At 69.7% G+C, this 14,265-nt stretch carries 9 protein-coding genes; 6 read left to right on the plus strand and 3 right to left on the minus strand.

Annotation, left to right across the window (positions count from 1 at the left end):
* Positions 1-1,126 precede the first annotated feature (1,126 nt).
* Together ACF08M_RS06600 and ACF08M_RS06605 are read left to right on the plus strand one after the other, a co-directional pair.
* Complete coding sequence (locus ACF08M_RS06600; RefSeq protein WP_392184132.1) at positions 1,127-1,945, plus strand: SAM-dependent methyltransferase; 819 nt, start codon at positions 1,127-1,129, stop codon at positions 1,943-1,945.
* A complete protein-coding gene (locus tag ACF08M_RS06605; RefSeq protein WP_392184133.1) occupies positions 1,942-4,116 on the plus strand; it encodes a putative bifunctional diguanylate cyclase/phosphodiesterase in 2,175 nt (724 codons plus the stop codon). Before ACF08M_RS06600 ends, ACF08M_RS06605 begins: the two co-directional genes overlap by 4 nt.
* Positions 4,117-4,213: 97 nt before the next feature.
* On the opposite strand, the gene ACF08M_RS06610 is transcribed toward ACF08M_RS06605, so the two are convergent.
* On the minus strand, positions 4,214-5,104 hold the full coding sequence (locus ACF08M_RS06610) for a LysR family transcriptional regulator (protein WP_392184134.1): 891 nt from the start codon (positions 5,102-5,104) through the stop codon (positions 4,214-4,216).
* Between the two features lie 96 nt (positions 5,105-5,200).
* On the opposite strand from ACF08M_RS06610, the gene ACF08M_RS06615 reads away from it, so the two are divergent.
* From ACF08M_RS06615 to ACF08M_RS06625, 3 genes are read left to right on the plus strand one after another with little or no spacing between them, the layout of a single operon-like run.
* Positions 5,201-5,908 (plus strand): succinate dehydrogenase, encoded by a 708-nt coding sequence (locus ACF08M_RS06615; RefSeq protein ID WP_392184135.1) that lies wholly within the window; start codon positions 5,201-5,203, stop codon positions 5,906-5,908.
* A 1-nt stretch (position 5,909) separates the two neighbouring features.
* Positions 5,910-7,859: a fumarate reductase/succinate dehydrogenase flavoprotein subunit gene (locus ACF08M_RS06620; protein WP_392184136.1), complete on the plus strand. Its 1,950-nt coding sequence runs from the start codon at positions 5,910-5,912 to the stop codon at positions 7,857-7,859.
* The gene (locus tag ACF08M_RS06625; protein ID WP_392184137.1) at positions 7,856-8,602 is read left to right on the plus strand and encodes a succinate dehydrogenase/fumarate reductase iron-sulfur subunit; all 747 of its coding nucleotides are present in this window, start codon (positions 7,856-7,858) and stop codon (positions 8,600-8,602) included. Before ACF08M_RS06620 ends, ACF08M_RS06625 begins: the two co-directional genes overlap by 4 nt.
* Positions 8,603-8,928: 326 nt before the next feature.
* Here ACF08M_RS06625 and ACF08M_RS06630 read toward each other — a convergent pair whose 3' ends face one another.
* Positions 8,929-11,352 carry an ABC transporter gene (locus tag ACF08M_RS06630; RefSeq protein WP_392184138.1) on the minus strand — a complete coding sequence of 808 codons (2,424 nt, stop codon included), beginning with the start codon at positions 11,350-11,352 and terminating at the stop codon, positions 8,929-8,931.
* Between the two features lie 148 nt (positions 11,353-11,500).
* Entirely contained in the window at positions 11,501-12,871 is a 1,371-nt protein-coding gene (locus ACF08M_RS06635; protein WP_392184139.1) for a polysaccharide pyruvyl transferase family protein, read from the minus strand.
* A gap of 280 nt (positions 12,872-13,151) precedes the next feature.
* Between ACF08M_RS06635 and ACF08M_RS06640 the strand changes: the two genes are divergently transcribed.
* On the plus strand, positions 13,152-14,231 hold the full coding sequence (locus tag ACF08M_RS06640) for a hypothetical protein (RefSeq protein WP_392184140.1): 1,080 nt from the start codon (positions 13,152-13,154) through the stop codon (positions 14,229-14,231).
* Positions 14,232-14,265 lie beyond the last annotated feature (34 nt).

A 14,265-nucleotide genomic window follows, 5' to 3' on the forward strand; every position in this document is an offset into this window, starting at 1 on the left:
GCAGGGGCGTGGGAGGCGTGGGGCGTGCGGACGGTGAGGGGGAGGACGGGGGCGGGGGAGATGGGGGCGGTGGCGCGGGTGGCGGTTCCGGCCGCGGGGGCGCGGGAGGCGGAGGTGGTGGTGGCGGAGGAGGGGCAGGGGAAGGTGGGGGCGGAGGTGGTGGTGGCGGAGGAGGGGCAGGAGAAGGGTGGGGCGGGGGTGGCGGTGCGGGGCGTGGAGTCGGCTCGGGCGACGGGCCCGTATGACAGTGGCCGCTGCCCGACACGGCGACCGCCGAATTCCCGCCGCCCTCACCGATGGAGGCGTACGCGCAGCTGTCCGCCGCGGCAGGGGCCGGGGCGGACAGCAGCCAGAGGAGTGCGACGGCTGTCGTGAACCGTCCTATGAGTGATCCGTACACGACGGGGAGCATGTTCCGGCCGCTCGCGGGGCACGCCCGGGACGGACCGGATTCGCCTGATGGTGGGGACCTGGAGCGCCGGGTGTTTGCGGCTCGGAGAAATTCCCGCGCCACAACTGACGGGATCCGCAAGGGGTTTCACGACCTGTCGCTTCGACGGCCCGGCAACTCGCCATTGTGGGTCCGTCGGCGTACCGCTGTGTCTCTGGCTGCTGTGCGTATGCCAATGCATGGGATGCGGGCGGCACTTGGCGCGCGTCCGCACCGGGTGGCTGTTGCCTCATCGGCAGGGAATGGTGTCAAAGGCGTCGTCGCCCAGGGCTTTGACGCTTTCGGCCGGCCCGAGGAAACCCAAGTGACAAGCCATTGACTGATGGCAGGTCCATACCTTTTGGGGGGTCTTCTCCGGACTCCTTCCGGATCTTCTCCGGCGATGTGAAGCCCGGAGGCGTCAACGGCCGTACCATCGGGGCCACATGGTACGTGCTGCCCCCGGGCGTCGAACTGGTGGGTGCCCCAAGTAACGCGGGAGTGTCTATCCGGGGCTGTTTCGTCGCCTGAGGTCACACGCAGCGACGGGGCGGTTGCACATGCCACTGGTGTGTGACCAATAACGGACGGGTAATTTCCGTTTCCGCTCGCTCTCCTGGCGCACGATCAGTAGCCTCTGGTCAACACTGACCATGAACATGGCCGGATCGCCGTGGCGACTTGTTGGAGACATCGATGGAGCGTCCCGCCTGGGCACCGCGAGGCATAGATATTTCGGTGCCGAGCGTGTCTCGCATGTACGACTTCTATCTGGGCGGATCGCATAATTTCGAGGTGGACCGGGAAGCGGCTCGCAAGGCCATGGAGTTCATGCCGGGGCTCCCCAAGATCATGCAGGCGAATCGCGCCTTTATGCGCAGAGCCGTGCGCCATGCGGTGAGCGAGGGCATCACCCAGTTTCTGGACATCGGTTCCGGAATACCGACTTTCGGTAATGTGCACGAAGTCGCACAGACGGCCGACGCCGAGGCCCGGGTCGCTTATGTCGATCACGACCCCGTCGCGGTCGCGCACAGCCGCGCCGTCCTCGAAGGAAATGAGCGGGCGGTGGTCGCCGCCGCTGATCTCCGTCGCCCGCAGGAAATCGTGAAGAGTCCGGAGATCTCCGGACTGCTCGACCTGGACCGTCCGGTGGCCCTGCTGCTCGTCGCCGTACTCCACTTCATCGAGGACGCCGACGACCCGCAGACCGCGGTCGCCGAACTGCGCGAGGCTCTCGCCCCCGGCAGCCTCGTCGTCATCACCCACGCCTCGTACGAGGGGATTCCGCTTTCCCAGGAGGAGGCCGGCGGCGCGGTCGGCGTCTACCAGGACATCCGCAACCCGCTGGTCATGCGGTCGCGCGCAGAGGTCGCCCGGTTCTTCGAGGGGTACGAGATGGTCGAGCCCGGACTCGTGTCGATGCCGAATTGGCGCCCCGACACCCCCCTGGCGCCGGAGCAGGAGGACCCATTCGCCTTCTCGGGCTTCGCAGGAGTGGGACGCAAGGCGTGAGCATCCCCGCCCAGTCATCCGAAGGGCCCGACACGGAGCCCGACGGTCCCGAGGACCGGCTCCGGAGATTCGCCACGATCTGGAGCCGGGCCACCTTCCCCTCGACGGCCACCTCCATGACGCGCACGGAGTTCGAACAGCATCTGCTGCCGCTGGCCCGCGGGCTCAGCGAGATCCTGCACGCGCGGCCCTTCGACGCGGCGCCCGCGAGCGAGGTGGGTGCCGCCCTCGTCGCCGCGCACTGCATGGATCCCGACGCGCTCAGCAGCACGCTCGGCGTCGTCGACTCGTACCTCGTGCTCTATTGCGGCGGCAACGGTGCCACGACGCTGTCGACCGAGGACAGCAGGGCCCGCTGTGCCCGGATACAGCACGCCCTCGCCGGCGGGTTCACTCAGGCCCTGCGCGAGCGGACCCTCGCGGAGCAGGAGGCCATCGCCCGCTCGGCGCTCACCGCCCGCTCGGACGCCGAGCAGACACTGCATGCCACCGAGGCACGCTTCCGCGCCGTCTTCAAGGACGCGGCCATCGGCATCGGGATCGCCGACCTGGACGGCAACGTGCTGGAGGTCAACGACACCCTCACCCGGATGTTCGGCGGGCTCGAACACCATGTGCGCAGCCACCGGATCAACGAGTGGGTCCACCCGGAGGACTCGCCGCAGGTGTGGAAGTACTACAACGAGCTGGTACGCGGCGAACGCGAGCACTACCGGGTCGAGAAGGCGTACTACCGCAACGACGGCACGGTGCTGTGGACCAACCTGACGGTGTCCCTGCTGCGCGACTCCGAGGGGCGGCCGGAGTATCAGCTTGCGCTGTTCGAGGACACGACGGAGCGCAGACTGCTCAACCTGCGGCTGCGGTACGAGGCCACCCATGACGCGCTCACCGGTCTGCCCAACCGGACGCTGTTCTTCGAACGGCTGGAGAAGGCGCTCTCCGCCGATGACGGCAGCCGCTTCGGCCTGTGCTACCTCGACCTCGACGGCTTCAAGGCGATCAACGACAGCCTCGGCCACGCGTCGGGGGACCGGCTGCTCGTCGAGGTGGCCGACCGGCTGCAGAGCTGCGCGACCGCGCCCGGCGAGATGGTCGCGCGGCTCGGCGGCGACGAGTTCGTGGCCCTGACCACCGGCCCCGACACCCAGAAGGAGGTGGACGAGCTGGCCTGCCGCATCCTCGGTGTGCTCGGAACGCCGATCCGGCTGGACGGCCGGGAGCTGACCGTACGCGGATCCATCGGGATCGTCGAGGGACCGGCCGGCGAGCGGAGCGCCGCCGAGGTGCTGCGCAGCGCCGACATCACCATGTACCGGGCCAAGTCGGCGGGCGGCAACCGCTTCGAGCTCGCCGACGCCGAGGCGGACGCCCGTGCCATTACCCGGCACGGGCTGACCACGGCCCTGCCGGCCGCTCTGGAACGCGGTGAGTTCTTCATCGAGTACCAGCCCCTCGTGCACCTCGGCGACGGCACGGTGCACGGCGCGGAGGCGCTGGTGCGCTGGTGTCACCCGCAGCACGGGGTGCTCGGTCCCGACCGGTTCATCCCGCTCGCCGAGCACACCGGGCTGATCGTGCCGCTCGGCCGCTGGGTGCTGGAGGAGTCCGTGCGGCAGGCCAACTTCTGGCAGGAGCGGCACAGCGACGGCGGTCCGCTGCGGATCAATGTCAACCTCTCACCCACCCAGCTGCACCATCCACGGCTGGTCGCCGAGACGGTCGACGTGCTGGAGAGGTCGGGCCTCGAAGCCGGGGCGCTGTGTCTGGAGGTCACGGAGTCCGCCCTCATCGGCGCGGACGACGATCTGCTCAAGCCGCTGCGGCAACTGGCCGACATGGGCGTCGACATAGCACTCGACGACTTCGGCACCGGGTACTCGAACCTGGCGAACCTGCGCCGGCTTCCGGTGAGCGTGCTCAAGCTGGACCGTTCCTTCACACAGGGCATGCAGCACCACCCGGTGGACCCGGTCGATCTGAAGATCGTCGAGGGCATCGTCTCGCTGGCGCACAGTCTGGACCTCGCGGTCACGGTGGAGGGCGTGGAGACCGGGGCCCAGGCGGAACAGCTGAGGGAATTGGGGTGCGATACGGCGCAGGGGTGGTACTACGCCCGGCCCGGCGCGCCCGACCGGATCCACTCGCTGCTGCTGGCCGACGCGGTGTGAGGGGGCCGGACGGGCCCGAGCGGTACGGAATCGGGCCCGTCCGGCGTTCGAGGGCGGAGCGCGGCCGAGGCCGCGTGACGGACGGACCCCGGCCGGCTCAGCCCGTGCGGCTGGCCAGCAGCACCTTCTGCAGCTCACGGGCCGCGCGCGGCGGTGCCACGTCGCTGCGGTGCGCGAGTGCGATCGTGCGCCGCAGGCCGGGGCGGGCCAGCGGCGTGGTCCGCAGGTCGTGGCCGGCCCGGGTGGCGACCATGCTGGGCACAACGGCGATCCCGAGCCCCGCCCGGACGAAGCCGAGCACCGCGTCCATCTCGCCGCCCTCCACGGTGAACGACGGCTCGAACCCTTCCGCCCGGCAGGCGGCGACCGTCAGTTCGCGCAGGTCGTAGCCGTGCCGGAACATCACCAGGGGTTCCCCCTGGAGGTCGGCGATGCGTACGCTGCCGCCCCGGCCGGGCCGCGGCGCCCGCGCCGACGACACCACGACCAGATCCTCCTGGAGCAGCTCGACCGTGGTGAGCGCGGGAGACGCGGCGGGCAGCGGCAGTACGACGAGGGCGAGATCGAGTGCCCCGCGCGCCAACTCCCGTACGAGGTCCAGCGAACCGCCCTCCTCCAGCAGCAGCCGGATCCCGGGATGCCGGTCGTGGAACGCGCGCAGCACGTCGGGCAGCAGGCCCGTGCAGAGGCTGGGCGTCGCGCCGAGCCGGACCCGGCCCCGGCGGAGCTGAGCCAGCTCCTGCACCTCGTGGCGCGCGGTGTCTGCGTCCGCGAGGATGCGGCGGGCCAGCGGCAGCAGCGCCTCGCCCGCGTCGGTGAGGGTGATGTTGCCGCGGGCCCGGCTGAACAGCTCCGCCCCCAGCTCGTTCTCCAGCGCCCGGATCTGCTGGGAGAGCGAGGGCTGCGAGACATGCACCTCCTCGGCGGCACGGGTGAAGTGCCGGGTCTCGGCGACGGCGACGAAGTACGTCAGCTGCTGGAACTGCATAGGTCCAGCGTATGCGGCCTCGATAGGGGGTGGCTATGGAGATGAGCCGTTCCATGTCTTGGACTGATGAGGCCGTTCGGCCCTAGCGTCGTGTCCATGGCACTGGCAACACGGACGGACCGACGGCCGTCCATGACGCGTACGCTCTGGGACTCGTCCGTCGGCAAGAAGACGATCATGGCCGTGAGCGGTCTGGTCATGCTCCTCTATCTGGTTGCCCACATGATCGGCAACCTGAAGATCTTCTTCGGATCCGGTGAGTTCAACCACTACGCGCACTGGCTGCGGACCATGGGCGAGCCCGTCCTGCACTACGAGTGGGGCCTGTGGATCGTCCGTGTCGTGCTCGTCGCCGCCGTCGTCCTGCACGCCGTCTCGGCGTACCAGCTGAGCCGCCGCGACATCAGGGCCCGCCCCGCCGCGTACGTCCACAAGAAGCCGCGCGCCGGCTATGCCACCCGGACCATGCGCTGGGGCGGGATCATCCTCGCCCTGTTCATCGTCTGGCACATCCTCGACCTGACGACGGGCACCGTGCATCCCGGCGGATTCCAGTCCGGGAAGCCCTACCAGAACGTCATCGACACCTTCTCCACCTGGTACGGCAACACCGTCTACATCGTCGCCGTGCTCGCCCTCGGGCTCCACATCCGGCACGGCTTCTGGAGCGCCGCCCAGACGCTCGGTGCGGGAAGGGCGACCCGTGACCGTGTCCTCAAGACCATCGCCAACGTCCTCGCAGCGGTGCTGACGGTGGGCTTCATCTCCGTACCCGTCGCCGTCATGACCGGAGTCGTGAGCTGACATGACCGACTACTCGCGCTACGAGACGGGTGCTCCCGTCGCCGACACCAAGGCCCCCGAGGGCCCCGTCGCCGAACGCTGGGACACCCGCCGCTTCCAGGCCAAGCTGGTCAACCCGGCCAACCGCCGCAAGCACACCGTCATTGTCGTCGGCACCGGCCTGGCCGGCGGTTCGGCCGGTGCGACGCTGGCCGAACAGGGCTACCATGTCGTCCAGTTCTGTTTCCAGGACTCGCCCCGCCGTGCCCACTCCGTCGCGGCCCAGGGCGGCATCAACGCCGCGAAGAACTACCGCAACGACGGCGACTCGATCCACCGGCTCTTCTACGACACGGTCAAGGGCGGTGACTTCCGCGCCCGCGAGTCCAACGTCCACCGGCTCGCCCAGATCTCCGTCGAGATCATCGACCAGTGCGTGGCCCAGGGCGTCCCCTTCGCCCGCGAGTACGGCGGCCTCCTCGACAACCGCTCGTTCGGCGGCGTCCAGGTCTCCCGTACCTTCTACGCCCGCGGCCAGACGGGGCAGCAACTTCTCCTCGGCGCCTACCAGGCGCTGTCGAGGCAGATCGCCGCCGGCAACGTCGAACTGCACGCCCGCACCGAAATGCTCGACCTGATCATCGTCGACGGCAAGGCCCGCGGCATCGTCGCCCGCGACCTCGTCACCGGGAAGACCGACACCTACTTCGCCGACGCGGTCGTCCTGGCCAGCGGCGGCTACGGCAACGTCTTCTACCTGTCGACCAATGCCATGAACTCCAACGCCACCGCCATCTGGCGCGCCCACCGACGCGGCGCCTATTTCGCCAACCCCTGCTTCACCCAGATTCACCCCACCTGCATCCCGCGCACCGGCGACCACCAGTCCAAGCTGACGCTGATGAGCGAGTCGCTGCGCAACGACGGCCGGATCTGGGTGCCGAAGGCCAAGGGCGACAACCGCCCCGCGAACGAGATCCCCGAGGACGAGCGCGACTACTACCTGGAACGCATCTACCCCGCCTTCGGCAACCTCGTGCCCCGCGACATCGCCTCGCGCGCCGCGAAGAACGTCTGCGACGAGGGACGCGGTGTCGGCCCCGGCGGACAGGGCGTCTACCTGGACTTCGCCGAAGCCATCCAGCGGATGGGCCGGGCCAAGGTGGAGGAGAAGTACGGCAACCTCTTCGACATGTACGCGCGGATCACCGCGGAGAATCCTTACGAGACCCCGATGCGGATCTACCCGGCCGTGCACTACACCATGGGCGGACTCTGGGTCGACTACGACCTCCAGACCACGGTCCCGGGCCTGTTCGCGATCGGGGAGGCCAACTTCTCCGACCACGGCGCCAACCGGCTCGGTGCCTCCGCGCTGATGCAGGGCCTCGCCGACGGCTACTTCGTCCTGCCGTCGACCATCAACGACTACCTGGCGCGTAACCCGCACCACGGCGAGGTCGATGCCTCGCACCCCGCCGTCGAAGAGGCCGTCGCGGACACCGAGGACCGGCTCAACCTGCTGCTCTCCGTCGACGGCGACCGCACCCCCGACTCCTTCCACCGCGAGATCGGTGAACTCATGTGGGAGTACTGCGGGATGGCCCGCACCGAGGAGGGACTGCGCAAGGCACTCGAACGGATCCCGCGGATCCGCGAGGAGTTCTGGCGCCGCATCAAGGTGCCCGGCACCGGCGACGAGTTCAACCAGTCGTTGGAGAAGGCCAACCGCATCGTCGACTATCTGGAACTCGCCGAGCTCATGTGCCTCGACGCCCTGCACCGCGCCGAATCCTGCGGAGGCCACTTCCGCGAGGAGTCACAGACCCCGGACGGCGAAGCCGCCCGCCGCGACGAGGAGTTCTCGTACGCCGCCGCCTGGGAATTCTCCGGCACCGGCGAGGCTCCCGTCCTGCACAAGGAAGACCTCGTCTTCGAGTACGTCCACCCCACCCAGCGGAGCTACGCATGAAGCTCACCCTGCGCGTCTGGCGCCAGAAGAACGCCGACGCCCCCGGCGCCATGTCCACCTACCAGGTGGACGGCATCTCGCAGGACATGTCGTTCCTGGAAATGCTCGACACCCTCAACGAGGAACTCATCCTCGCCGGCGACGACCCCGTCGCCTTCGACCACGACTGCCGCGAAGGCATCTGCGGTGCCTGCAGCCTCGTCATCAACGGCGACGCCCACGGCCCCGAGCGGACCACCACCTGCCAGCTCCACATGCGGTCCTTCGAGGACGGCGACACGATCGACATCGAACCGTGGCGCGCCTCCGCCTTCCCGGTCGTCAAGGACCTGGTAGTGGACCGCTCGGCCTTCGACCGGATCATCCAGGCGGGCGGCTACATCTCCGCCCCGACCGGCACCGCCCCCGAGGCGCACGCCACGCCGGTGCCCAAGCCGGACGCCGACTTCGCCTTCGAACACGCCGAGTGCATCGGCTGCGGAGCCTGCGTCGCGGCCTGCCCCAACGGCTCGGCGATGCTCTTCACCTCGGCCAAGATCAACCACCTCAACGTCCTGCCGCAGGGTGCCCCGGAGCGGGAGACCCGGGTCCTCGACATGGTCGGACAGATGGACAGTGAGGGCTTCGGCGGCTGCACCCTCACCGGTGAGTGCGCCACGGCCTGCCCCAAGGGCATCCCGCTGCCGTCGATTTCGGCCATGAACAAGGAGTGGCTGCGCGCGACTCGGAAGGTGCGCCGCTGAGAGCCTGTCGGGTGACCTTCGATCGGGTAGCGGACGCGGTCTGGTGCGTGCGATTCCAAGGCGCCGGGATGTCCTTGGATGGGGTCTCCCCTGCTCGAACGAAGCTGAGAGCTTGGGGAAGGAGCTACTTGGGCATTTCGGCAACGCGGGAAGCGTGCGTGCCAGGGCGTGGCCGCCCGGTCAGAGGTCACCCGACAGGCTCTGAGAGAGCGGCGGAGTTCCTGGCCCCGGAGGCCGCCCACCTCCGGGGCCAGGAAGTCTCGGACGCCGGGCTTGTGATGCGGCAACTCCCACTGGCAAACGGGGAGTTGAACCTGATCGAACTCTCAGGCGAGACGGAGGGAGGCCTTGAGGTATGCCGCCGTACGGCTCCCCTCCGCGCGGGCGACCTCGGCGGGTGTTCCCGCCGCCACGATCCGGCCACCCCGGTCGCCGCCGCCGGGCCCGAGATCGATCACCCGGTCGGCGCCCGCCACCACCGCCATGTCGTGCTCGACGACCACGACGGTGTTGCCCGCGTCGACCAGACCGTGCAGCTGCCTCATCAGCACCTCGACATCGGCGGGATGCAGTCCGGTCGTCGGTTCGTCCAGCAGATACAGGGTGTGGCCCCGACGGGTGCGCTGGAGCTCGGCGGCGAGCTTGATCCGCTGGGCCTCGCCGCCCGACAGCTCCGTGGCGGGCTGGCCGAGTCGCAGATAGCCGAGCCCGACATCGAGAAGCGTCCGCAGGCTGCGCTCGGCAGCGGGTGTACCGGCGAAGAACCCGGCCGCCGCCTCCACCGTCAGGTCCAGCACCTGCGCGATGTCGAGGCCGCCCAGGGTGACCTCCAGAGTCTCCGGGTTGTACCGCGCTCCGTGGCAGTCCGGGCAGGGAGCGTACGTACTGGGCAGGAAGAGTAGTTCCACGGAGACGAACCCCTCGCCCTGACAGGTCTCGCACCGCCCGCCCGCCACATTGAAGGAGAACCTTCCGGCCCGGTAGCCGCGCTCGCGCGCCGTGTCCGTCGCGGTGAACAGCTTCCGCACGACATCGAACAGCCCCGTGTACGTGGCCAGATTGGACCGTGGGGTGCGGCCGATCGGCTTCTGGTCGACCTGTACGAGGCGGTCCACCGCCTCCAGCCCCTCCGCCGACGCGCACCCGGGCGTGGCACGCTCCGCGGGCAGGCCGGCGACGGCGGTGGCCTGCCGGTCGGCGAGGACACCGGCCAGGACCTGACCGACCAGCGTCGACTTCCCGGAACCCGAGACGCCGGTGACGGCCGTGAACACCCCGAGCGGGAACTCGGCGTCCACGCCCCGCACATTGTGGCGGTCCACCCCGTTCAGCCTCAGCCACCCCGACGGCGAACGCACCTCCCGCACCGGAGCGGGCCCGTCGTCGAAGAGGAAGCGCCGGGTGGCCGACTCCGCCACCTCCGCGAGCCCTGCCGGGGGGCCGCTGTGCAGCACCCGGCCCCCGTGCTCACCGGCCAGCGGCCCCACGTCGACCAGCCAGTCCGCCCGGCGGACCACGTCCATCTGATGCTCCACGACGAAGACCGAGTTGCCGGCCTCCTTCAGCCGGCCGAGCACCCCGAGCAGCGACTCCGTGTCCGCCGGGTGCAGACCGGCCGACGGCTCGTCCAGCACGTACACGACACCGAACAGACCGGACCGCAACTGGGTGGCGAGCCGCAGGCGTTGCAACTCGCCGGAGGACAGCGTCGGTGCCGTACGGTCGAGGCTCAGATAGCCGAGTCCGAGCTCGGTGACCGTCTCGATCCGGGCGAGCAGCTCCGCCGTCAGCACCCGCGCCGTGTCATCGCCGCCCGCCGTGCGCAGCACCTCGGCGAGAGAGGTGAGCGGCAGCGCGGCCAGCCGGGCGATCGAACGGCCGGCGAAGGTGACCGCCATCGCCTCGGGACGCAGTCTGCTGCCGTCGCAGACCGGGCACGGGGCACTGGTCAGGAAGCGCTCGGCCCTGGCCCGCAGGGTGCGGCTCCTGGAGTCCGAGAAGGTGTGCATCACATAGCGGCGGGCGCTCATGTACGTACCCTGATAAGGGCGTTGGATGCGTCCCGCGTCACGCACCGGATGGACCGTCACGACCGGCTGCTCATCGGTGAACAGGATCCACTCCCGCTCCCCGGCGCCCAGTTCGCGCCACGGGCGGTCGATGTCATGGCCCAGCGCGTCCAGCACATCGCGCAGATTCTTGCCCTGCCAGGCCCCCGGCCAGGCGGCGATCGCGCCGTCGCGGATCGACAGCGAGGGATCGGGGACGAGCAGCTCCTCGGTGGTGCGGTGGATCCGGCCGAGACCATGGCACTCGGGACATGCCCCCGCGGCGGTGTTCGGTGAGAAGGAGTCGGAGTCCAGCCGTTCGGCACCGGCCGGATAGTCCCCGGCGCGCGAAAACAGCATGCGCAGCGAGTTGGAGAGCGTGGTGACCGTCCCGACCGACGACCGGGCGCCGGGCGCCGAGCGGCGCTGCTCCAGCGAGACGGCGGGCGGCAGCCCGGTGACCTCGCCGACCGCCGGCGCCCCGACCTGGTGGATCAGCCGACGGGCGTACGGGGCGACGGACTCGAAGTAGCGGCGCTGCGCCTCGGCGTAGATCGTGCCGAACGCGAGGGAGGACTTCCCCGACCCCGAGACGCCGGTGAACACGGTGAGGGTGTCGCGCGGGATGTCGACCGAGACGTCCTGGAGGTTGTGCTCGCGGGCGCCGCGCACCCGGACGTACGGATCGTGGGGAGTGGACATGCGGGCAGGGCTCCGTACGGATCGGGGCAGGCGGACAGCCTGGGGACAAACACTCCGATTCTAGGCGTCAGGAGCGGCGGGGTCCGCAGGCGCGGGCCGGGACCGGCCGGCCCTCCGGGACCGGCCGCGGACCGGGTTCGAAGTCGTTCTAGCGCGACGGGCGCAGGGCGCGCTTGATGGGCCGTCCCACGGCACTGCGGGCCCGCTGGTACGTGGAGCGCTGGGCGGGCACCGCGGAGCTCTTCGCGAGCTTCCGCTTGAGCTGGGTGTTCTGTGCGGTGAGGTCCGTCAGCTGGGACTGGAGCCAGTTGAGGCGGTCACTCATGGCGGCGGCACCGGCGCCGATCCAGGGGCGGACGCCCGGCGGGAAGGCCAGCTTGCTCATCCGCGCCTCGAAGGCCGCGCCGCCGTCGCCGTGGGTGAAGGTGTTCTCCAGGCCGTTCTTGTCGAGGAAGTTCGTGAACCGCTCGAACCGTTCCTGGTGACCGCGCGTCAGCGGCCCGAAGTCCGCCTCGGCGTGGAGGTCGGCGGGGTCCAGGTCCGAGGGGACCTTCGCGAGCATCCGGTGCGGGATGTCGAAGTAGCGGCACAGCTCCAGCGTCCGCGAGTCGCCGCAGAGCACGGTGGCGGGCGTGCCGGCCAGCAGCGCCGCGATGTTGCCGTGGATGCGGGAGCCGAAGGAGAAGTCGAAGCCCCGCAGGTCGTTCATCCAGGTGACCGGGTCGATGTAGACGCGGACCTTGTCCTCCCCGTACATGGGGTGGTCGGGGTGGGTGGGGATGCCGGTGAGCGAGGCGTTCTGGTGGGACAGGTCACGCCAGTGCAGCTGACGGGCGTCGGAGAGGTTCTGGCCGATGAACCGGAGGTGAGGGTAGCGCGCGTGGGTGCGGCTGATGATCCGCCCGAGTCCTTGTTTGCGCACGGCGTCGTGCGATCCGTTGATGGCGATCCGCGACTCGGGCCCCAGGGCCCGGCCGTTCTCCCGGATGTCGAGTCTGCTGCCGTTGAGGAACATCGAGGGGCAGCCGATGACATCCACGTCGCGGAAACCCATGTCCCGCAGATACCGCTCGGTGAACTCCCCGCGCACTCCGATGGAGGCGCTGTGGTCGAGCACGGCCGAGACGAACGCGTAGACCGTGGGCTGCATGGGGCGCAGCCGGTCCGCGGTGTAGTCGACGCCGGTCTGGGCGCCCACCCCCGGGACGACGACCGGGATCGTCAGCTTCGAGATGAGCTGGGTCAGACGTTCCAGCTGACGTTCGAAGGACGGCCGGAAGGCATTGGCCAGCGGGATGACGAAGACGTCGTACTCGCTGTTGATGCGGGCGGCGTCGGCGACCCTGGTGGTGATGCCGTTCGACACCACCTCCGAACGTGGCGTCTCGAGGATCTTGTGAGCGGCGTCGCTGAAGATCAGGTTGCCCGAGTTGGTGGCGAACACGTCCTGGTGGAGAGCGCGCTCGACAGGGACGACATTGTAGGGGCTCTTCCCTGAACGCAGGAGTATTCGCTTCACATGGTTAACGTTTGATGCCACAAACCTGAATATAGCTTTACAAACGCTTTTGATTCCACGCGGATCCTGCACAAATCTTTTCGATCCAGGTGGAACGTAGGGACATGATCACACATCCGCGCGTGGGCGGGCGCGCGCGGGTATGTGACGACTCCCGTCCGAAGGTGCCCGAGTGCGGCTCCCGTCCTGCCCCGTGACGCCCTCTTGAGCGCCGGACGGCCGCGCCCGTACGCTGCGTCCGGCGCACGGGTGCGCGTGCCGGGGAGGTGGCAGAGCCGTCATGGCCGACTCACTGTCCGAGGACGACATCCTCGAAGCGGTCGCCCGGCACATCGGCCGGCCCGGACAGGGGGCGCAACTGCTGCGGGCCGGTGCCGACATCACCCGGCTCCCGCTGCTCGACCTGCGCGTCGTCAGATGTGTGGAGACCCGCACCACACGGCCGGAGTCCAGGCCCGGCAGATACGACACGTCGCGACTGCCCACGTACGAAGGCGATCTGCGCGACCATCCGGTCGAGCCTCCGAAGGACCCGACGGTGGCGCGGACGGTCGAGCTGGTGCTCCGTGACTCGGTGCGAACGGTGCCCTGTGGCTGCGACGACGGACGGCAGCCCTGCTCGCGGTGCCGGGGGAAGGGGAAACTGCGCTGTGACATCGGCCCCGTGTGCCCGGCTTGCAAGGGTGTCGACCCGTGCGTCTGGTGCGACGGCACGGGCAGACGCCGTACGGGCCGTGCGACGGCCGGTCCGGCGCTGGAGAAGCCGCCTGCCGGGCGGACCACCTGCGTGAAGTGCCGCAAGCCCCGTACCGCTTGTCCGGAATGTCAGGGACGGGGTGCCCAGACGTGCCCGCAGTGCGACGACACGGGCCTCAGGGCCTGCCCGGTCTGCGAGGGCGGAAGGACGACGGAGCACGCCCCGTGCGAGGGCACGGGCCTGGTCACGCTGTGGACCGGGGGATCGGTCGGGCAGGCGCCTGTCCGGACCTCGTTGAAGCTGCCCGAACCGGCACCGCCGCTGCGCGTCCGGCAGCAGACGGGACGGGCCGGTGCGTGGGAGAGGGCCACTCTGGCCGATGTCGGTGACCCCCTCCCCGACGCTCTCGACCCGGCGCACGTCAAGTCGGTCGAATCGGCCCTCGCGCCGCGCCGGGGTGAAGTGGCCCGGCGCGTCGACATCGGCTGGCTGCGACTGGCCGCGGTCACGGTCCCCGACGATCCCGACCATGTCTTCTACGTCTTCCCCGGGCACGAGGGCCCGGACGTTCTCCCCATCTGGTCGCAGCGCCGCTCCCTGCGGGTCGCGGCGGTGGTGGCCGTGGTGGTCGTGCTCGTTCTCCTGGTGGTGGCGCTCGTCTGATGTGCTGGGGGCGTGAGAAGCGACCACCGGCCCC

Source organism: Streptomyces sp. NPDC015032 (genome assembly GCF_043080425.1).
In the GTDB taxonomy this organism is placed as follows: domain Bacteria; phylum Actinomycetota; class Actinomycetes; order Streptomycetales; family Streptomycetaceae; genus Streptomyces.